Source organism: Streptomyces parvus (genome assembly GCF_014648875.1).
Lineage (GTDB): Bacteria > Actinomycetota > Actinomycetes > Streptomycetales > Streptomycetaceae > Streptomyces > Streptomyces parvus.
On record NZ_BMRY01000005.1, the window covers coordinates 250842 to 270843 of the forward strand.

General features: G+C 70.4%; 15 protein-coding genes. 3 read left to right on the forward strand and 12 right to left on the reverse strand.

The genetic code is table 11. The features are described 5' to 3' along the window. Positions 1–13: 13 nt before the first annotated feature. The 8 genes from IE140_RS17930 to IE140_RS17965 all read right to left on the reverse strand — a co-directional run bounded on the left by IE140_RS17930 (position 14) and on the right by IE140_RS17965 (position 10359). Positions 14–1198: a cytochrome P450 gene (locus IE140_RS17930; protein ID WP_150193345.1), complete on the reverse strand. Its 1185-nt coding sequence runs from the start codon at positions 1196–1198 to the stop codon at positions 14–16. Continuing rightward, a complete protein-coding gene (locus IE140_RS17935; RefSeq protein WP_093436292.1) occupies positions 1195–1929 on the reverse strand; it encodes a thioesterase II family protein in 735 nt (244 codons plus the stop codon). Before IE140_RS17935 ends, IE140_RS17930 begins: the two co-directional genes overlap by 4 nt. Continuing rightward, a complete protein-coding gene (locus tag IE140_RS17940; protein WP_150193344.1) occupies positions 1926–3698 on the reverse strand; it encodes a non-ribosomal peptide synthetase in 1773 nt (590 codons plus the stop codon). The genes IE140_RS17935 and IE140_RS17940 overlap by 4 nt, the downstream gene beginning before the upstream one ends. A gap of 91 nt (positions 3699–3789) precedes the next feature. Next, positions 3790–4497, reverse strand: coding sequence for a ubiquinone/menaquinone biosynthesis methyltransferase (locus IE140_RS17945; RefSeq protein ID WP_093436297.1), 708 nt, complete (start codon positions 4495–4497; stop codon positions 3790–3792). Next, positions 4494–5513 (reverse strand): UbiA family prenyltransferase, encoded by a 1020-nt coding sequence (locus tag IE140_RS17950; RefSeq protein WP_167533437.1) that lies wholly within the window; start codon positions 5511–5513, stop codon positions 4494–4496. The genes IE140_RS17945 and IE140_RS17950 overlap by 4 nt, the downstream gene beginning before the upstream one ends. A 59-nt stretch (positions 5514–5572) precedes the next feature. Beyond that, on the reverse strand, positions 5573–6916 hold the full coding sequence (locus IE140_RS17955) for a cytochrome P450 (RefSeq protein ID WP_167533436.1): 1344 nt from the start codon (positions 6914–6916) through the stop codon (positions 5573–5575). Between the two features lie 442 nt (positions 6917–7358). Next, positions 7359–9626, reverse strand: coding sequence for an MMPL family transporter (locus tag IE140_RS17960; protein ID WP_150193341.1), 2268 nt, complete (start codon positions 9624–9626; stop codon positions 7359–7361). Positions 9627–9786: 160 nt separating this feature from the next. Beyond that, the gene (locus IE140_RS17965; protein WP_150193340.1) at positions 9787–10359 is read right to left on the reverse strand and encodes a TetR/AcrR family transcriptional regulator; all 573 of its coding nucleotides are present in this window, start codon (positions 10357–10359) and stop codon (positions 9787–9789) included. A 183-nt stretch (positions 10360–10542) separates the two neighbouring features. On the opposite strand from IE140_RS17965, the gene IE140_RS17970 reads away from it, so the two are divergent. Then, the gene (locus IE140_RS17970) at positions 10543–13938 is read left to right on the forward strand and encodes a S41 family peptidase (protein WP_150193339.1); all 3396 of its coding nucleotides are present in this window, start codon (positions 10543–10545) and stop codon (positions 13936–13938) included. A gap of 128 nt (positions 13939–14066) precedes the next feature. After that, on the forward strand, positions 14067–15194 hold the full coding sequence (locus IE140_RS17975; protein WP_150193338.1) for a Rieske 2Fe-2S domain-containing protein: 1128 nt from the start codon (positions 14067–14069) through the stop codon (positions 15192–15194). A gap of 168 nt (positions 15195–15362) precedes the next feature. Here IE140_RS17975 and IE140_RS17980 read toward each other — a convergent pair whose 3' ends face one another. From IE140_RS17980 to IE140_RS17995, 4 genes are all read right to left on the reverse strand, one after another. Next, entirely contained in the window at positions 15363–15557 is a 195-nt protein-coding gene (locus tag IE140_RS17980; protein WP_032767176.1) for a hypothetical protein, read from the reverse strand. Between the two features lie 134 nt (positions 15558–15691). Beyond that, positions 15692–16585 (reverse strand): SDR family oxidoreductase, encoded by an 894-nt coding sequence (locus tag IE140_RS17985; protein ID WP_150193337.1) that lies wholly within the window; start codon positions 16583–16585, stop codon positions 15692–15694. Next, a complete protein-coding gene (locus IE140_RS17990) occupies positions 16582–17520 on the reverse strand; it encodes an alpha/beta fold hydrolase (RefSeq protein ID WP_150193336.1) in 939 nt (312 codons plus the stop codon). The genes IE140_RS17985 and IE140_RS17990 overlap by 4 nt, the downstream gene beginning before the upstream one ends. Continuing rightward, a complete protein-coding gene (locus IE140_RS17995; protein ID WP_150193335.1) occupies positions 17517–19118 on the reverse strand; it encodes a flavin-containing monooxygenase in 1602 nt (533 codons plus the stop codon). The genes IE140_RS17990 and IE140_RS17995 overlap by 4 nt, the downstream gene beginning before the upstream one ends. A 168-nt stretch (positions 19119–19286) precedes the next feature. On the opposite strand from IE140_RS17995, the gene IE140_RS18000 reads away from it, so the two are divergent. Beyond that, the gene (locus IE140_RS18000) at positions 19287–19928 is read left to right on the forward strand and encodes a MerR family transcriptional regulator (protein ID WP_030710609.1); all 642 of its coding nucleotides are present in this window, start codon (positions 19287–19289) and stop codon (positions 19926–19928) included. The last annotated feature ends 74 nt before the right edge of the window (positions 19929–20002 follow it).

Consider the following 20002-nt stretch of genomic DNA (forward strand, 5'->3'; position numbering starts at 1 on the left):
GACCTCGTCCGTGTCATGAGTGCAGCACCACCGGCAGCTCGTTCAATCCCCAGGTGAAGTTCGACCCGTTGTAGCGCGGCCGGCCCTCCAGCGTCATCGAGCGCACCGTGTCACGCAGCACCCGGAGGAACGCGGTGATCTCCAGCCGCGCGAGCCGGCTCCCCAGGCACATGTGGCGGCCCGCGCCGAAGCTCAGATGCCGGTTCCCGGTCCGTCCGACATCGAAGGTCTCCGGGTCGTCGAACACCTCCGCGTCCCGGTTGGCCGAGCCGATCCAGGTGACGACGCGCTGGCCGGGCTCGACCTCGGCGTCCCCGATCCGCAGCGCCTCGGTGGCGGTCCGCAGCACATGCATGCCGGGCACCGACCAGCGCAGCGCCTCCTCGGTGGCCACCTCCGGTTCGGCCTCCCCGCGCACGATGCGGGCCCACTGGTCGGGGTGCTCCGCCAGTTGGAGCGTGAGCGCGGCCAGCGTGAACCGGGTCGTCTCGTTCCCACCGGCCAGGATTCCGCTGAAGTTGAAGACGAGTTCCTGGTCCGTCAGCCGGGCGCCGCTGGAGTTCTGTGCGGTGAGACCGCTGATGAACGCGTTCGTGCCGGACTTGCGATTCTCGCGCACCAGGTCGCTGAAGTACTTGAAGATCTCGCCGTTCGCCGTGATGCGTCGGACCTCGGAGGGGGATTCGAATGCCTCGGTGGTCTTCCTCCCGATCCATTCCCAGTCCGTGCGGGGCAGCCCCATGATGGCGCAGATGACGTCGGTCGGGATCCGTTCGAGCTGCTCGATCAGATTCGGACCGGGGTCCCGGACGGCCGTGGCGACGACGTCGGCGACGACCTGCTGCACGTACTCCTCGGCTCTGGACAGGACTTCGTTCGAGAACGGCTGGTTGAGCACCCGTTTCATCCGTGTGTGGTCGGGCGGGTCGGCGACGATCAGCATCTTGTTCGCGACGGCGTCGACCGCGCGGTCCGTCGAGCCGAGCCGCATGCCCTTCGTCGAACTCATGCGGGTGCTGTCGCGGTGCACGGAGACCACGTCGTGGTACCGGGTGACGTTCCAGAACCCCTCCGGCTCCCCGGCGGGATGCTGCCAGGACACGGGATCGTTCGCCCGGTACCAGGCGAAGACGTCGTAGAACCCGGTGCCCTCGAAGAGACCCGGCTCGAACAGGTCCGGCGCTGTCAGCTGCGTCATCCGCACACCGCCCGGCTCGGAGCGGTCCCGGACACGGCGTCCGAGAGCATGTCGACGACCGTGCCCGGGTCCATGAACTCGTGATGGTCCGCGTCGATCACCTGATGTCCTCGGTAGTGGGTGGCTCTCTCGCGCCACCGGGCCATCTGCTCGGCGGTGACGACCGAATCGCGGCGGCCCGAGACCGATCGCAGCGATGTGCTGGTCAGAGGTGTGGAAGGGATCCGGTAGCCGGTCATGAGACGCAGGTCCGCACGGAGGGGCAGGAGGGCATACCGGGCGAGCTGAGTTTCGCGCACCGACGGGTGGAGCAGGGCCGTCAGCTCCGCCTGGGGCGGGTCCGCGGAGGGAAAAGTCCTCCAGTGTTCGGGCGACCGGGCCGCGGCGACGACCAGGGAGTGGGCCGCGGTGCCCGTGGATTCGAGCCGTCTCGCCACCTCGTAGGCGATGAGCGCGCCGAGGCTGACGCCGAGCAGCACCAGCGGGCGACGCCGCGCCGGTTCGCGCAGTTCGCCGCTGACGTGGTCGACGACCTCGGCCAGGCTGTCGGCCGCCGTGTCCTCCAGCCGGTCCTCGCGTCCCGGTAACTGCACGCCGAGCAGATGTGTTCCGGGGGGCAGCGCCGCCGCGGTCGCGCGCAGGCGCAGGCAGCCGGCGCCCGCCTGCGGGAACACCACCACGGCCGCGGTGGCGCTCTCGTCGGCCTCGGCGAAGGAGCGCAGATACGTCATGCCGCCCTCGCTTCGTCGATCCGTCTCGCGAGCGCTCCGGGGGTCCTGGTCGTGAGGACGTCGTTGATCGAGACCGTCACCCCCAGCTCCGTCTCGATGTGGGACGCCAGTTGGGCTGCGAGCAGTGAGTGTCCGCCGATGGCGAAGAAGTCGGAGTCCTGGGCGACGGCGTGCCCGAAGGCGCTGCCCCATGCCTCCAGGACGGGGCCGAGGAAGTGGCCGGCGTGTGCGGGCCCGGCGCCGTCCGCGTCGGCGCGCCGCCGGGCCAGTTCGGCTTCGCCGAGCGCGGCCACCGCGTCCCGTGCGACCTTGCCGGTCGCCGCCAGCGGTATGTCGGCGATGCGATGCATCAGGGTCGGACACAGCTGGCGCGGCAGCCGTGCGGCGAAGTGGGAGGTGAGCCGGGTGCGCAGGGCGTCGTCGAGAGGGCGTCCGGAAGCCGTCTGAAGACCGATGGACAGGGTGGGCGGCTCACCGCGCGTATAGGCCACGGCGCCCTCGACGCCGGGCACCTCGCAGGCGATGTTCTCCAGCTCTTCGAGCTCTGTCCGGAAGCCGCCTATCTTGACCTGGTTGTCGGCCCTGCCGAGGATGCTCACCTGTCCATCGGTACGGAGTACCCCGAAGTCCCCGGTACGGAAGTGTCTGGCGCCGTTGTGGACGATGAACCGGTCCGTGCCCGGACCGTTCGCGTCGACGTACCCGAGGGCGACTCCGGCGCCGCCGATGAGGATCTCGCCGGTGACACCGGAAGGGACCTCGTTCAGGTCGTCGTCGACGACGGCGACCGTGTAGCCGGAGAGCGGACGGCCGATGGTGCGGGGGTCGTCGCGGCGCGCGGTGTCGGCCATGGTGGCGGCGATAGTGGTCTCGGTCGGCCCGTACACGTTGATCACCCGGTCGGCGACCGTCCGGAGGCGGTCGGCCAGGGCGTCCGGACAGCGCTCGCCCGCCACCACGGCGACCTCGGCCTTCGGCAGCTCGGTGAGCGTGGCGTACAGGGAGGGAGTCATACAGAGGTGGTCGATCTCCCGTGCGGCCAGGGCCTGTTCCAGGTCGCCGAGCGCCGGGTCGAGGGAGACGCAGGTGACTCCGTTGACGAACGGGGTGAGGACCGACCACAGCCAGCCGTCGAACCCCGGAGAGACGACCGAGACGGCCCGGCCGCCGGGCCGGTATCCGAGCGATTCGGCGTTGGCCAGGAGGTTCGCCAGGGCGGTGGAGCCGACGCGTACCCCCTTCGGGCGGCCGGTGGTTCCCGAGGTGTAGACGACGTACGCCTCGGACCGGCGCTCGCCTTCGGCCCACTCGTCCCAGTCGGACTCACCGGCCTGCGGGTCGGCGGAGCGGGCCTGCGAGCCGTGCGTCTCGACCAGCGTGAGGCCCGGTTCGAGGGCGTCCGGCTCGGACGACACGAGCACTTCGCACCCGGCGTCCGCCACGATCCAGCGCCGACGCTCGGCCGGATGCCGTTCGTCGAGCAGCACCGCCGACGATCCGTTGGCCCAGATCGCCAACAGGCTGCTGAGCGCGTAGCGCGACCGGCCCGCCATGACGGCGACCCGGTCGCCCGGACCGGCCCCGGCCCGCTCGATGCGGTCGGCCAGGGTCCGCGCCGAGGCGGCGATCTCCCGCCAGGTCAGCCCCTCGCCGTCGGTTCCGACGGATCCGATGAGGTCGGGGTGTTCGGATACCCAGCGCTCCAGCGCCTTCTTGACGTGCGATATGTGAGGAACAGCCGCGTGGCTGTCCGGAACAGGCTTGCTCACAAGTTCTTCCCCCCAGGTTCAGCAAGTTCAGCAAGTCCGGCAAGTTCGGCAAGAGGTTCTCAGTGCGTCGGCGTGCTGCCGATGCCCGTCGTCAATTCGCCTTGGTGGCCCACAGAATGACGTTGGTGGCGAAGAACTTCTTGCGCCACCCGATGTCTTTGAAGCCGAGCCCGCTCAGCGCGCCGGCGATGCTCTGCGGCGACTCGAAGGCGCGGGTGCTGGACTCGAGATAGGTGTAGGACTTCCGGTCGCGCGCGACGACCTGCCCCAGGAGCGGGACGATGACGCGCATTCCCCACTTCACCACGGGCTTCACCGGGCCACTCGGGGGACACGTTTCGAGGATCACGAGGCGGCCGCCGGGCTTGAGGACCCGGTGCTGTTCGCGGAGCACCCGGTCCAGGTCCTCGACGTTTCTGAGGAGATAGCCCTCGGTGATTCCGTCGAAGGACTCGTCCTCGAACGGCAGACTCGCCGCGTCCCCGTGCTGCCAGCGCACCGCGTCGGCCCCGGGCTTCGTCCTGGCCCGGCGCAGCATCTCCTCGGAGAAGTCGACGCCGGTCACGGTGGCTTCGGGGTTCCTGCGGGCCACCGCCAGAGCGATCACACCCGTACCCGTGGCCAGGTCCAGAAACTGTCCGCCCTCGGCGGGTGCGACCCGTGCGGCCACCTCCCGGCACCATTTCTCATGACGGCCGAGCGTCATGAGAAAGTTCATTCGGTCGTAGTACCCGGCGATCTTCTGGAAGATCCCGTGCACTTCGGAACCCTTGTTGTCGCGCGTGCGGTCACTCGTCACCTGTCCCGCCCTTCTCCACTGGAAATGTCCACCTTCGCATCGAGGCGGGTGATGTGACGACTCACTCGGGAATCCGAACCGGACAGGTCTGCCCAGGCCATGACCGCGACAGCGAGAAGTCCGATGAGCGCTGTCCCGGCCGAGGGCCGCACCGCGAAGAGGAGAAGGCCGAGGAAGAGCACGGACACGTACATGTCGCGTTGGCCGACCAGGTTGTACTCGACGGGCGTCCGGGCCCGGACCATGGAGACCATGTTGGCCACGGCCGGGATCACCATGACGCCCACATAGGCCAGCCGGTCAGGCATATCGGCGAGAAGGACGAGCACCGGGAACGCGGCGTACACCAGGGTGGTCGCGACAGCGGCGACCCAGGCACCGGCGAGCTGTGACGGCAGGAGCGCCGGGATCGTCCGCAGCCCGGCTTCCTTGTCCCCTGCGTAGTCGGGGACATTCTTCATGATGCCCTTGGCGAAGTACCAGCAGAAGAGGAACACCCCGAGAGCGACCGGCTGGTAGGAGTCGTAATGCGGGATTTTCCACCACGAGTCACCGAGCAGCGCACCCGCGATGTACGGTTCCGTGACCGCCATCGAGAAGACCGCCATTCCGATGACCGGGCGGCCCTTGAGGCGGAACCTCTTCGAGGAGTATCCGAGCACCAGGAAAACGCTGAAGACCCACAGAAGCGTCTGTGCGAACGAGATCAGCAGCGAGAGCAGCAGCATGACGCCCAGGCACGTGTAGAGAACTCTGTTGAGCAGGCCCTCGCCGGCCGTTTCGACCAGCTTCAAGCGGCCCGGCACGTTCTTGCCATCCTCCACGAGGTCGGTCACGGCGTTGTGGGCATTGGCGGCCAGAGGGGCGAGCACATGGAAGAGGACGCCGAACAGCACCGTGAGGTCGAAGCGGTGACCGGCCACCGCCACGCCCACGCAGTAGGAGAGCGGGCTGACCAGGAGTGTGCGAGGGCGCACGTTTTTGACCACCGCGTTGAAGCGCGTCATACGACGCATGGGCCGAACCTCTCTCATGAAGTCTTGCCGCCTCTGGCGAATACGCACCCGAAGTGAAGTCACATACGCGTGAGGGTCACCCCGAAACCTTCACGGGGCCGCAGGGTGAGCAGTGCTCTGGGGGCAGGTCCGGTGGAATCCCGCTGCGATATCTCGAACTTGTCGAGAATGGCTGCCAGGAGCATGCTCATCTCCATCATGGCGAACCCCTTGCCGATGCACATATGAGCGCCGGCTCCGAAAGGAAGGAACCGTCCCTTTCCGGGGATGCCGTTCATGAAACGCTCAGGAAGGAATTCGTCCGGCCGTTCCCAGACGGTCGGGTCCCGGTGGATGGCGGCCACGTTGAGCATCACGAAGGATCCCGCAGGGATCTTCGACGCGCCTATGGACACATCCTTCGTGACCTGTCGGGGGATGGTCGGGGACGGCGGGAAGAGCCGCATCCCCTCGTTGATGACGCGCTCGAGAAGAGTGCTTCCCCGCTGTCTCCCCGAGGTGGACAGAGGGGTCCGACGCACCTCTTCCCGAACCCGCTGCTGAACGTCCGGATAGCAGGCGAGCAGATACAGGATCCACGTCAGCGCACTGGCCGTGGTCTCGTACGCGGCGACGAACGTGGTCAGCATCTCGTCCCTGACCTCGGTGTCGGTCAACGGTTCCACGGAGTCACCGGCCTTGGCCGCCAGCAGCATGTCCAGGAGGTCGCCGTGGTGTTCGCCGGTGGTGCGCCGTTCTCTGATGAGCCGGTGGACGAGGTCGTCCAGGCCCCGCATGGTCGCGGTGAAGTTCCGGTTCCGTCGGCTGGGTACGCCGACCGGCAAGGAGAGCGGCATCCGCAGGCGGCGCTCGACGAACTCCAGGAGGAAGGAGATCGTGCCCGGTGTCAGGACGTCGGACACCGTGTCGCCGGGCCGGCTGAACATGCACCTGGCCACGATGTCGAGGGCGAAGGAGAGCATTTCCTCGTGGACGCGCAACTCCGTGCGGTCGCGGCTCTCCCAGCGCCCGATGTGCTCGTCCGTCACCTCGGCCATCTTCTGCCGCATGTCGGCCAGGCTGGGGCGGCCGTACATGGGCTGGAGGGCCCTTCGCCGCCGTAGCCACTGTTCGTGGTACGGACTACTGATCAGCCCGTCCCCGAGCACCAGCCGCAGCGGGTTCTCGGCGTTCGGCTTGCCGAAGGTGTGGATGTCGGAGAGGACGATGTCCGCCGCGGTGCTCCGGTTGACGAACACCATGCGCTTGGGTCCGACGGCGAAGTACGAGAGCTCGCTGCCGTCCAGGGCGGCGTACTGGATGGCGTTCAGCAGGTTCGACCGCAGCTTGAGGAGGTCGCCGATCCCCGGCAGGCGCCTCGGCGGCACGGTCGGTGTGGAGAGGACGCCGCTGTCGTGCCGCACGTGCCTGACGGGTAACGCGCTCGCGACAGTCCCCGCCATCCCCCCCCCCGATGAGTCGATACGTCATGTCCGCGGCCGGGCCGCGTCCGGTTGGCGTTCACAAGTCGTACTCGCGCGAGATCCGGCGGAGCAAGCGGATGGCAGGAAGGTGACGTGTGATCCCGGTGGGCGAGCGCGCGCCCCGTGACGGGGCGTCGGCCGGTTCCGGCCGGTTGCCGGATGCCGGTGATCCTTCGATGGCAGCAAGATGCACCGGGGCCGGCCGGCCCAGGCAGGACCTGCTGCGGTGCGGCTTCACCGGGCGCACACGCGGAAAGCCCCCGTGCCGCTCGCACGGGGGCTTTCGCTGTGCCCCGGTCCCCGTCCCCACAGGTGACCGGCGCTTCCGGGGCCGCGCTCCGCTCAGACGCGGACCCCGGAGTCCTGACCGTCCGGGGACGGGTCAGACGCGGACGAGCTCGCGCTCACCCTCGCCGCCGCCGTCACCGGACCCGGCGGAGTCGGACGTGTCGGTCAGCTGCTGCTGCAGCTTCTCGCCCTCCACGTCCACGTTGGGCAGCGCCCGGTCCAGCCAGCGCGGCAGCCACCAGGCCTTCCGGCCGAGCAGAGCGAGGACGGCGGGCACGATCGCCATGCGCACCACGAAGGCGTCGAAGAGGACGGCGATGGCGAGCGAGAAGCCGATCATCTTGATCATCTGCTCGCTGGAGCCGATGAAGCCGGCGAAGACCGCCATCATGATCACCGCAGCGGCCGTGACCACCCGTGCACCGTGCTTGAAGCCGGTCACGATGGCCTGGCCCGGGCTCTCGCCGTGGACGTACGCCTCGCGCATCCGGGTGACGAGGAAGACCTCGTAGTCCATCGCGAGACCGAAGACCACACCGACCATGAAGATCGGCATCATGCTCATGATCGGACCGGTCTGCTCGACGCCGAAGAGCGAACCGAGCCAGCCCCACTGGAAGACCGCGACGACCGCGCCGAGGGCCGCGACCACCGAGAGCAGGAAGCCCAGGGCCGCCTTCAGCGGGACGAGGATCGAGCGGAACACCAGCATCAGCAGCAGGAACGCGAGGCCGACGACGAGCGCCAGGTAGGGCACCAGGGCGTCGTTCATCTTCTGCGAGAAGTCGATGTTCATCGCGGTGGCGCCGGTGACCAGGACCTCGGCCCCGGTGTCGGCCTTGATGTTCTCGCCCGCGTCACGGATGTCGTGGACGACCTCCTCCGTGGCGTGGGAGGACGGCCGGTCCTTCGGGATGACCACGATGGTCGCGGTGTCGCCGGCCTTGTTGAACTGGGCCGGGGCGACGGCGACGACGCCGATGGACTCGATCTCCTCGGAGACCCGGGCGGCGGCGGCCTTGCCGTCGGAGCTGTTCTTCGTGTCGACGACGACCATCAACGGGCCGTTGAACCCGGGGCCGAAGCCGTCCGAGAGCATGTCGTACGCCTGGCGCTGCGTGGTCGACTTCGGCTGGGCGCCGTCGTCGGGCAGGCCCATCTCCAGCGAGGCGGCCGGTACGGCGATGACGCCGAGGCCGAGGACGCCGACGAGCATGACCCAGACCGGCTTGCGCAGCACGAACCGCGCCCAGCGGGTGCCCATGTTCGGCTTGGCATCGGCGCTCTTCGTCAGGCCGGCGCCGTTGCCCGGCTCGGCGCCCTTCTCCGCATCGGCGCCCTTGCGGGCCTTGCGGCCCATGACGCGCTTGCCCGCGAAGCCCAGCAGGGCCGGGACGAGGGTGAGGGCGATGACCACGGCGATCGCGACCGTACCGGCGGCGGCGAAGCCCATCTTCGTCAGCATCGGGATGTTGACGACGGCCAGGCCCACCAGGGCGATGACCACGGTCAGACCGGCGAAGACGACCGCGGATCCGGCCGTGCCGACGGCCCGCCCGGCGGCTTCCTCACGCTCCCGGCCGTCGGCCAGCTCGGCGCGGTAGCGGGAGACGATGAACAGGGCGTAGTCGATGCCGACCGCGAGGCCGATCATCATGGCGAGGGTCGAGGTCGTCGAGCCGAGATCCAGGACGTTGGCCAGCGCGGTGATCGTCGAGACCCCGATACCGACCCCGATGAGCGCGGTCAGCAGCGGCAGCCCGGCGGCGACCAGCGAACCGAAGGTGATGACCAGGACGATCGCGGCGATGACGACACCGATGATCTCGGCGGTCCCGGTGTGCGGCATGACCTGGAGGGCGTCGCCGCCGATCTCCACCTTCATGCCGCTCTTCTGCGCGTCCTCGCCCGCGTCCTCCAGGGAGTCCCGGGTCGCGTCGGTCAGCTCCATGGAGTTGACCTGGTAGGAGACCGAGATGTACGCGGTCGAACCGTCCTGGCTCACCGCCTGCGCCTTGAACGGGTCGTCGACCTTGGCGATCTGCTGCGAGCCGGACTGCAGCTCCTTGACGATGCCGGTGATCTCGCGCTTGTTCTCGGCGTCGGTCACCTTCTCGCCCTCGGGGGCCTTGAAGACGACCCGGGCGGTCGCGCCGTCGGCGCTGTTGCCGGGGTTGCGCTCTTCCAGCAGGTCGAAGGCGCGCTGCGCCTCCGTACCGGGGATCGAGAAGGAACTGGAGGTGGCGGTGGACGCGGTGGCCGCACCAAGGATGCCGACCGCCAGCAACGCCACCCAGATCAGGGCGACGAAGCCGCGGCGGCGGAAGGTGAGCCGTCCGAGCTTGTAGAGGAAAGTGGCCACGGGGGCGTACTCCCGGTCAGGTCGTATGAGTGGAAAGTGGGCGTGAGGAACCAGCCCGACGACGAGAGCGGCGTGTCAGGTGGAGCTTCGGGGAGGGGGCCGTGCGGGTGGGGCGTGCCGTACGCGTGGGACGAGCCGTACGGGCAGGGGTGCGGGGACGTCAGACGCCGAGGGCGGGGAAAACCACGGAGTCCAGGTAATCGATGAGGAACGCCTGGTCCACAGGCCGGTCCTCGATGAGTTCACGAGCAGTCAGCGCACCGATCACCATGTGCACGATGTATTTCAGCGCCGGATTGTCCGCACGCAGTTCACCCCGGTCCACCGCCCGTTGCAGCATCTGGTCGAAACCGGTCATCTCCGGTTCGATCAGCAGCTCACGCAGGGCCTTGAGCAGCTCGGGGTACTCATGGATGGCATGGGCCAGACCCCGCATCAGCGCGGCGTCCTTCTCCATCTGGCAGTCGTCGGTCCGGCTCAGCGCGGCACGGAAATCGCCCCGCAGCGAACCGGTGTCGATGTCCGAAAGGCTCCCCGGCTTGTTGTGCCGCATCGCCTTGGCGACCAGCTCGGGCTTGGAGCCCCACTGGCGGTAGAGAGTGGCCTTGCTCGAACGGGTGCGGGCGGCGACGGCGTCCATGGTCAGGGCGTCGTAACCGACCTCGCGGAGCAGGTCGAGGACGGCCTCGTAGAGTTCGCCCTCGCGCTCGGGGGTCAGCCTGGTGCGTGCCATGTGCCGACCTCCTTCGCGCTCGATCTTTCCTGCGTTCTGTTCTGCCGACGGCCTCGCTCAGCATCGAACGAAACCGTTTCGTACACCTGAACCGTACCCCCACCCGCCAGCGAAACGAAATCGTTTCGCTTGTGTCCTGCACCACAAGTTGCCCCGGGCCCCGCGCACCGAAAACATTGGGGGGTGAGTGACGACGTCGCGTATCTCCGTTTCCCGCACCTCCACCAGGACTTGCTGTGCTTCGCGGCCGAGGACGACCTCTGGGTCGCCCCCCTCGCCGCCGCGGGGCACCGGCCCGGACGCGCCTGGCGGGTGACCGTCGACCGGACCCGGGTCAGCCATCCGCGCTTCTCGCCCGACGGCACCTCCATCGCCTACACGACCTGGCGGACCCTGGACCCCGAGATCCACCTCGCCCCGGTGGACGGCGGCCCGGCGCGCCGGCTCACCTACTGGGGCTCGACGGACGCCCGGGTCTGCGGCTGGAGCCCCGATCCGGGCGAGGCCTGCCAGATCCTCGCCGTCTCCTCGCACAACCAGCCGTTCTCGTACTTCTCCTGGGCCTACAGCGTCCCCACCGACGGCAGCCCCGGCGGCAGGCTCCCCTGGGGTCCGGTCTCCGACATCGCGGTCGCCGACATCGACGGCGAGCGCCGCACCCTGCTGCTCACCGGCACGCCCCCGCACGAACCGGCCGCCTGGAAGCGCTACCGGGGCGGGGCCATGGGCCGCCTGTGGCTGCACGGCGAGCGGCTGCTCCCGGACATCGACGGGCACCTCGCCAACCCGATGTTCGTCGGCCGCCGCATCGCGTTCCTCTCCGACCACCAGGGCGTCGGCAACCTCTACTCCTGCCGCATGGACGGCACCGACCTGCGCCGCCACACCGACCACGACGCCTTCTACGCCCGTAACGCCTCCAGCGACGGGCACCGGGTGATCTACCAGTGCGCGGGCGAGCTGTGGCTGGTGGAGGACCTGGAGTCGCCCGACGCCACCCCGCGCAAGCTGGAGGTACGCCTCGGCGGGCCGCGCACCGGCCGGCGCGTCCACCAGGTGCCCGCCGCCAGCAACGTCGACTCGCTCTCCGTCGACGAGACGGGCCGGGCCAGCGCCGTCACCGTACGCGGCAGTCTCTACTGGCTCACCCACCGCGACGGCCCCGCCCGCACCATCGCCGACAACCCGGGGGTGCGGGTGCGGCTGCCGGAGATGCTCGGCAGCGGCGGGCAGGTCGCGTACGTCACCGACGCGGACGGCCCGGACGCGGTCGAGATCGCCTACCTGCCGCGCGCCAGCGGCGACCGGCCGCCGCGCAGGCTCGCCACCGGGCAGCTGGGCCGGGTCCAGGAGATGATCTCCGACCCGGACGGGAAACGCCTGGCCATCGCCTCGAACGACGGCCGGCTGCTGCTCCTGGACACGGGCGAGGAGGCGGCGGAGGCGGAAGCGCCGGAGACGGTGGAGAAGTCTCCCAGCGGCTCGACCCGGGCCGACCTCCACGCGGCCACCGGCGCGGCGACCCCGGACAGCGCCGTGCCGGTCGACGAGCACCCCGGGCTCAGCGAGCTGATCCGCTCGGTCAACGGCCCGGTCCGCGATCTGGCCTTCTCCCCCGACGGCGACTGGCTGACCTGGTCGCACCCGGGCGTCGGCCGCTCGCTGCGGCAGATCAAACTGGCCCGGATCTCCGGCCCCGGCGCGCCGGTCGTCGTGGACGTCACCAACGGCCGCTTCGAGGACGAGAACCCGGTCTTCACGGAGGACGGCCGCTATCTGGCGTTCCTGTCCTGGCGCGGCTTCGACCCGGTGTACGACGTCCACACCGGCGACCTGTCCTTCCCGCTCGGCTGCCGCCCGTATCTGGTCCCGCTCTCCTCGGCGACCCCGTCCCCCTTCGCGCTCTCGCCCGACGGACGCCCGGCTGCGGGCGGCCTCGACCCGGTGGACGTTCCGGAAGGAGGCGGTACGTCGGAGGGGTCCACGGTCATGGTCGAGTTCGAGGGGCTGGAGAGCCGGGTGACGCCGTTCCCCGTCTCCGCCTCCAAGTACTCGGCGCTCGCCCCGGTGAGCGGCGGCGGTCTGGTCTGGCTGCGCTGGCCGATCTCCGGGGCGCTGGGCGAGACGTTCGCCAACCCGGCCGACATGTCGGGGCGGCCCACCCTGGAGCACTTCAACATCGCGAAGGCCCGCAGGACCGAACTGGTCGACCACCTCGACTGGTTCGCGGTCAGCGGCGACTCCTCGCGCCTCGTCGTGATGGACGACGGCGAACTGCGCGCCGTCCCCGCCACCGAGCCCGGCGACGGCGACACCACGGTCTACCTGGACCTGCGCCGCATCCTGCACGAGGTCGACCCGGGTGCGGAGTGGCGGCAGGCGTACGGGGAGGCGGGCCGCATCATCCGCGACTACTTCTGGGAACCGGACATGTGCGGCATCGACTGGGACGGGGTGCTGGACCAGTACCGCCCGCTGGTCGAACGGGTCGCGTCCCCCGACGAGTTCGCGGATCTGCTGCGCGAGGTGCTGGGCGAGCTGGGCACCTCGCACGCCTACGTCTCCCCCGCCCGCCGCAACGAGGGCCCGCCGCACTACCAGCGGGCGATCGGCCTGCTCGGCGCCAACCTGGTCTGCCGGGACGGCGCGTGGACGATCCAGCGCATCCTGCCCGGCGACTCCTCCGACTCCAAGGCGCGTTCACCGCTGGCGGGTACGGGGATCAGGGAGGGCGCGGTCCTCACCCATGTCGACGGCCGGCCGGTGGACCCGGTGGCGGGCCCGTACCCGCTGCTGACGGCGGCGGGCGGCACCACGGTGGAGCTGACCTTCACCCCGGCGGGCGGCGGCCCGTCCCGCCGGGTGGCGATCATGCCTCTGGTCGACGAACGCCCGCTGCGCTACCAGGACTGGGTGGCCAAACGGCGTGACGTCGTACGGGAGTTGAGCGGCGGCAAGTGCGGCTATCTGCACATCCCCGACCTGGGCGGCTCCGGCTGGGCCCAGTTCAACCGGGACCTGCGCCTGGAGGTGGCCCGGCCCGCGCTCATCGTGGACGTACGGGGCAACGCGGGCGGTCACATCAGCGAGCTGGTCGTGGAGAAGCTCACCCGCACGATCCTCGGCTGGGACCTGACCCGTAACGCGCAGGCGGTCAGTTACGCCTCCAACGCGCCGCGCGGCCCGGTGGTCGCGCTGGCGGACGAGGCGACCTCCTCGGACGGCGACATGATCACCGCCGCGTTCCGGCTGCTGAAGACGGGACCCGTGGTGGGCCAGCGCACCTGGGGCGGGGTGGTCGGCATGACCGGCCGCCACCGGCTCGGCGACGGCACGTCGATCACGGTGCCGATGAACGCCGCCTGGTTCGACACGTACGGCTGGTCGGTGGAGAACCACGGTGTGGAACCGGACGTGGAGGCCCTGCGCACCCCGCTGGACTGGGCGGAGGGCCGGTACGCGGTCCTGGACGACGCGGTCCGCCTGGCGCTGGACCTGCTGGCGGCCCACCCGGCGGCGACGCCACCGTCGTACGACACGGCCCCCGACCTGCGCAGGCCGCCGCTACCGCCGAGGTGACGGCCGGTCAGACCTGCCGGCGATCCCCCGTGCGTGGGAGGTGAGCACCCGTCCGGGCGTTCCGGGCGGGCGCTCGCGCGTGGGCGGCGGACACGATGGAAGGGGCTGCCCACGTACGAGGGAGAAGCATGACCGAGAACCGCTCGGACCAGATCGCCCGCGGCCGGCCCGGGGAAGACCCCGGCACGGCCCCCGCCCCGCCCGACCTGCGGCGGATCGGGGCCGGCCCGGACTTCTGGTACCCGGTCGCCCTCTCCCGGAGCGTACGGAAGGAAGGGGTGGCCGCGGCCGTGTTCGCCGGGGAGCGCATCGCGCTCTACCGCGCCCGGAGCGGTGCCGTCCACGCGCTGGAGGACCGGTGCGCCCACCGGCAGGTGCCGCTGAGCATGGGGGTCGTGGACGGCGAGACGCTCCGCTGCTGCTACCACGCGTGGGCCTACCGCGGCGACGGCCGCATCTCGCAGATCCCCTACCTCGCCAAGGGCGACGCCCGGCCGCCGCGCGGTGTGCGCGCCTACCCGGTGCGCGAGGCGTACGGCCTGGTGTTCGTCTTCCCGGGCGACCCGGAGAAGGCGGAGGTCACCCCGCTGCCGGACGTGCCGGCCTTCGCCTCACCGCGCTACCGGACGATGACGTTCTCCCGGACCGTGCGCTGCCACTACTCGTTCCTGCACGAGAACCTGCTCGACATGAACCACCAGTTCCTGCACCGGGGCGTGGTCGGCAAGCTCCAGCCGAAGCTGCTGGGGTACGAGAGCGGGCCGGCCTCGGTGGAGGCCCGGTACCTGTTCACCCACACCGGGGGCAAGCGCAACCGCAGCGCGAGCCTGCTCGCCGCCGAGGGGCTGGGCGGTCAGCCGTCCAGCGATGTCATGACGATCCGCACCGAGTACCCCTACCAGACGCTGGACCTGGTCCCGGAGAAGGCCGACCACCCGGCGCTGCGCCTCTGGGCGGTGTACGTCCCCGAGGACGCGGAGCAGCGCGTCTGCCACGCGTACGGGCTGCTCATGATCGAGAAGCCGAGGATTCCCGCCGCGTTGAGCGTGGCCTGGCCGTTCATCCGGCACTTCACTGAACGGGTCTTCGCGGAGGACCGGATGGCGGTCGAGGCCGAACAGCGGGCGTGGGACGAGCAGGGCGAGGACCGCAACCACGAGGTGTTCTCGCTGATCCTGGACGTACGTGACGTCCTGCGCGCGAACGGGGTGCCCATTTCCAGCCCCTCCGGCACCCCCAGCCCGCCCGGCGTTTGAGGGCATCTTTTCAGCCCGTCCGGCGCTTGAGGACATCCTTTGACCCGCGCCCCGGGGGGCGGGCCCCGCGCAAAGAAGGAGGCGCACCCGGAACCCCGGGTGCGCCTCCTGACGCGACGCGTACGCACGCGCTGACCGCAGCACGTACGCGTCACACCTCAACGACCGTCAACGGTCAAAACGCTCGCGCGCCTGGTCCGCGGCGTCCCGGGCACGGTCCTGCATGCCCGAGGAGGAGTCCGACCGCTGGTCGCGGGCCTGCTGGCCGCGCTCCTTGGCCTGGTCCTTGCCCTGGCCGGCCTTCTGCTTGGCCTGGTCGGCGAGCTCCTGCGCCTTGTCCTTGAACTGGTCTGCGATACCCATGCTGTTCACTCCTGTGGGATGCGTGGGGGTACATGCGGGGTGGCCCCTCGCGGGGCCGTGCTCAGCGTTGCACGCCCCGACATCCCGCGCATTTCGGACCGTTACCCACCGTGAGATGGGGCCCGTCCACCCCGTTACGCCCGGTCCGCACGCCCCGCACGCGCGTCCTGGTCCGCCGCTCCCCCGGCCCCCACCAAGCCCTTCGACACGGTGTGGAGGCGCGGTTCGAAGCGCCGCATCTCACGCTGCCCGCCGATCGCGATGACCGAGGGCAGGTAGCCCCGGACCGACTGCATCCCGCGCAGCCACCACTGGGCGTAGACGTGCGGGGAGCGCCGCGCGATACCGTCCACGATCCGGTCGACGGCCGGGCCGAGCGGGTAGGTGCGGTTCATCGGCCACGGCAGTCGCTGCCGCAGCTCGCGCATCACGTCGTCCTGGTCAGCGCCCCGCACCATGTCGGTGTCGGTCCAGGAGAGGTAGCCGACGCCGACCTTGACGCCCTTGTGGCCGACCTCGGCGCGCAGGCTGTGCGCGAAGGCCTCGACGCCCGACTTGGACGCGCAGTACGCGGTCATCATCGGGGCCGGGGTGATCGCGGCCAGCGACGCTATCTGCAGGAAGTAGCCGCGGCTCTCCATGAGCACCGGCAGGAAGGCCCGCCCGGTGACCGCGCCGCCGATGAGGTTGACCTCGATGACCCGCCGCCAGGCGGCCGGGTCGGAGTCGGCGAACGGGCCGCCCGCGGCGACGCCCGCGTTGGCGACGACCACGTCGACCTTGCCGAAACGTTCCTTGACCTCCCGCGCCACCTGGGCCATCGCCTCGTGGTCGGTGACGTCGGCGAACCAGTGGTCGCTCTCGCCGTGCAGCCGTTCGGAGACCTGCTTCAGCTCGTCCGGCTCCAGACCGACGAGCGCGAGGGTCGCCCCGCGTGCGGACAGCTTGCGGGCGAGCAGTTCGCCCACGCCCCGGGCCGCGCCGGTGACGACGACGACCTGGCCCTCCAGATTCCGCTTGCCGCTCATGCGACATCCTCCTTCTCCGTCGTGGCGCCCGCGCCCGTGGCGACGTACCGGGTGACCAGTTCCCTGATTTTCGCCGAAACGGCCTCCGGGGCCTCGACCGGCGTCATGTGTCCCATGCCCGTCAGCTCGGTCAGGCCGAGGCCGACCGGCAGGGCGTCCGCGATGGCCCGGGCGTGGACCGGCGGGGTCAGCCGGTCGTCCGTCCCGGCGATCACCGCGGTCGGCACCCGCAACGCCCGTACGCCCTCGGCGAGATCCAGCTCGCCGAGCACATGGCCCCACTCCACCCGGGCGCGCCGCGGACAGGCGTGCACGATGCGGGCGCAGGCGTCGACCCGGTCCGGGGCGGAACCCCGGCCCATCGTCGCGTACTTGAGGATCTTCCTGGAGAGCGGTGTGACCGGCCCGAGGGGGGCTTTCGCGCCCAGTACGGCGGTGGTGAGCCGGGTCCGCAGCGCACCCTCGCGGAGCGGCAGGACCAGGGCCTCGGCGGTCAGCCGCGTAGCCCCGGTGGAGCAGAGCAGTACGGCCGCGGCGTGTTCGCGCAGTCCGGGCCGGGCTGCCGCCGCCATCACGGTCATCCCGCCCATGGAGTGCCCGGCGAGCACCGCCTTCCGCCCCGGGGCGAGCGTCGCGGCGAGGACCGCTTCGAGATCGTCGGCCAGGGCGTTCGTGCTGTAGCCGCCGGGTCCGGGCTCGGGGGTGAGCCCGTGGCCGCGCTGGTCGTAGGCGATGACGCGGTGGTCGGCGGCCAGGTCGCGGATCTGGGCGTCCCAGAAGCGGGTGTTGCAGGTCCAGCCGTGGGCGAGGACGACGGCGGGCGCGTCCTCGGGGCCGTGCAGTTCGACGTGGATCCGCGCCCCGTCGGCGGAGCGCGCGGTCAACTCGGCCGCGGGCACGGGCGGGACGGTGTCGCGGTGCAGGAGCCGGCTCATCGCGCGGCCTCCTCGGCGACGGGTCCGGCCTCCGCCGCGGCGGCGGTCACGGTCTCGCGGTCGGTGCGGCCGGGCTGCTCGGGGACGCGGCCGGCCCCGACGGCCCGCCGCTCGCCGCCCGCGCCTCCGGCCCGGACGACGTCGTACTCCGCGAGGTCCACCGACCGGGTCTGCCGCCGGAACTCGCCCGTCGTGCCCGGCCAGACGGTGGTGTTGCGGCCCGCCTCGTCCAGGTACCAGCTGGTGCAGCCGCCGGTGTTCCACACCGTGCGCTTCATCCGCTGCTGGACCTTGTCGTTCCACGCGGTGACGGAGACGGACCGGGCGTCGAGTGCGGCGCGTCCGCCGAGAACGTTCAACTGGCGGAGGTAGTCGGCCATGTAGTTCAGCTGGGACTCGATCATCAGGATCATCGAGGAGTTCCCGAGGCCCGTGTTGGGGCCGATGATCGTCATCCAGTTGGGGAACCCGGAGGCGGTAGCGCCGCGCAGCGAGTTCATCCCGTCCTTCCAGGTCTCGGCGAGGGTGATGCCCTCCGCTCCGACGACCCGCTCGGCGATCGGCATGTCCGTCACGTGGAAGCCGGTGCCGAAGATGATCGCGTCGACCTCGGCCTCGGTGCCGTCGGCGGCGATCACCGTGGAGCCGCGTATCTCGCTGAGCCCGGAGGCGACGACGTCCACATTGGGCTGGGCGAGCGCCGGGTAGTAGGTGCTGGAGAGCAGGATCCGCTTGCAGCCGATGCGGTAGTCGGGGGTCAGCTTGGCCCGCAGGGCCGGGTCCTTGATGGCCCGCGCCATGTTGGACTTGGCTATCTTCTCCACCAGGCCCAGCTGGTCGGGGTGCTTGGTGAAGGCGCTGACCTGCAACTCCCGTATGCCCCAGAGCAGTCCGCGGCGTGCGGTGCCCGTGGCGGGTATCGCCCGGTGGAGTGCGCGCTCGGCCTTGCTGATGGTGCGGTCCATGCGCGGCATGACCCAGGGCGGGGTGCGCTGGAAGAGCGTGAGCTTCGCGGTCTTCGGCTGTATCGCGGGGACGATCTGGATCGCGGAGGCACCGGTGCCGACCATCGCGACGCGCTTGCCGGCCAGGTCGTAGTCGTGGTCCCAGCGCGCGGAGTGGAAGACCTTGCCGGGGAAGGAGTCGAGCCCGGGTATGTCGGGCATCTTGGGGTCGGAGAGCGGACCGGTGGCGGAGACGACGACGTCCGCGTGGAGCGTGGTGCCGTTGGCGGACTCGATCACCCAGTACAGGTTCTCCTTGTCCCAGCTCATCAGCTTCACCTCGTGGTTCAGCCGGATGTGCGGGCGCAGCCCGAAGGTGTCGGCGACGCGCTCCAGGTAGGCCCGGATGTGTTCCTGGCCGGAGAAGGTGCGCGGCCAGTCCGGGTTGGGCGCGAAGGAGAAGGAGTAGAGGTGGGACGGTACGTCGCAGGCGCAGCCGGGGTAGCTGTTGTCGCGCCAGGTGCCGCCCACCGAGCCGGCCCGCTCCAGGACGACGAAATCGGTGATGCCTTCGCGGCGCAGCCGGACTGCGGCCCCCAGGCCCCCGAATCCGGTACCGATCACCGCCACACGTACGTGCTCCTGCTGGGCCATGCTGCCGCCTCCCGCGGTACGTCACGCGACTTTGCCAGCAATCACTGGCATGGTTCGGAGAGTAGAGCAGGTCCGTACTGATGGGTAGGGGGCGGACCAAGGAAAGTTACCGGCGGTACAACATAGGGTGCCCCTGTGGCTGAAGGACGCGAGCACCGCGAATACCGCATGGAGGAGCTGGCCAAGGAGGCCGGCATCACCGTGCGGACCCTGCGCTTCTACCGGGAGCGCGGACTGATCCCGCCGCCGCGCCGCGAGGGCCGGATCGCCTGGTACGACGACCACCACCTGGCCCGGCTGCGCACGATCGCGGGCCTGCTGGAGCGGGGCCACACGCTCAACGGCATCGCCGACCTGGCGGCCACGTTCGAGAGCGGCCGCGATGTCGCCGAGGTGCTGGGCCTCGGCGAACCGACCGAGGAGACCCCGGTCCGGCTCACCCCGGAGCAGCTCGCGGACTACTTCGAGGGCGAGGTCACGCCGGAGAACCTCGCCGCCGCGCTGGATCTGGGCTATCTCGCCACTGACGGGGACGAGATCGTGCACATCAGCCGCCGCCTCCTGGAGGTGTCGGCCGAACTCGTCCGGGAAGGGGTGCCGCTGTCCACGGTGCTCTCCTCGGGCCGCCGCGTCCGCGAGCACGCGGAGGCGCTCGCGGAAATCTTCGTACGCGTACTGCATGCCCACGCGAAGGAGACCGAACCCGCCCAACTCCGGCCACTGGCCCGCGCGGTGGTGGACGCGGAGCTGTCGATGGCGCTGGACCGGAGGCTGCGCCGCGAGGACGGCACGCAGCCCCCGAAGGCGTAACGGCTCCCGAAGGCGTAAGCCGTAAGCACTCCCGGAGCGGGTCGCGACCGCCCGTGGCGGGGTCTACCGCCCGC

What these genes read in the sequence shown, in the direction of transcription:
- IE140_RS17930 (WP_150193345.1), bottom strand. Translation starts at nt 1,198, where the DNA reads ATGACGCAGCTGACAGCGCCGGACCTGTTCGAGCCGGGTCTCTTCGAG.
- IE140_RS17935 (WP_093436292.1), bottom strand. Translation starts at nt 1,929, where the DNA reads ATGACGTATCTGCGCTCCTTCGCCGAGGCCGACGAGAGCGCCACCGCG.
- IE140_RS17950 (WP_167533437.1), bottom strand. Translation starts at nt 5,513, where the DNA reads ATGCGTCGTATGACGCGCTTCAACGCGGTGGTCAAAAACGTGCGCCCT.
- IE140_RS17965 (WP_150193340.1), bottom strand. Translation starts at nt 10,359, where the DNA reads ATGGCACGCACCAGGCTGACCCCCGAGCGCGAGGGCGAACTCTACGAG.
- IE140_RS17975 (WP_150193338.1), top strand. Translation starts at nt 14,067, where the DNA reads ATGACCGAGAACCGCTCGGACCAGATCGCCCGCGGCCGGCCCGGGGAA.
- IE140_RS17980 (WP_032767176.1), bottom strand. Translation starts at nt 15,557, where the DNA reads ATGGGTATCGCAGACCAGTTCAAGGACAAGGCGCAGGAGCTCGCCGAC.
- IE140_RS17985 (WP_150193337.1), bottom strand. Translation starts at nt 16,585, where the DNA reads ATGAGCGGCAAGCGGAATCTGGAGGGCCAGGTCGTCGTCGTCACCGGC.
- IE140_RS17990 (WP_150193336.1), bottom strand. Translation starts at nt 17,520, where the DNA reads ATGAGCCGGCTCCTGCACCGCGACACCGTCCCGCCCGTGCCCGCGGCC.
- IE140_RS17995 (WP_150193335.1), bottom strand. Translation starts at nt 19,118, where the DNA reads ATGGCCCAGCAGGAGCACGTACGTGTGGCGGTGATCGGTACCGGATTC.
- IE140_RS18000 (WP_030710609.1), top strand. Translation starts at nt 19,287, where the DNA reads ATGGAGGAGCTGGCCAAGGAGGCCGGCATCACCGTGCGGACCCTGCGC.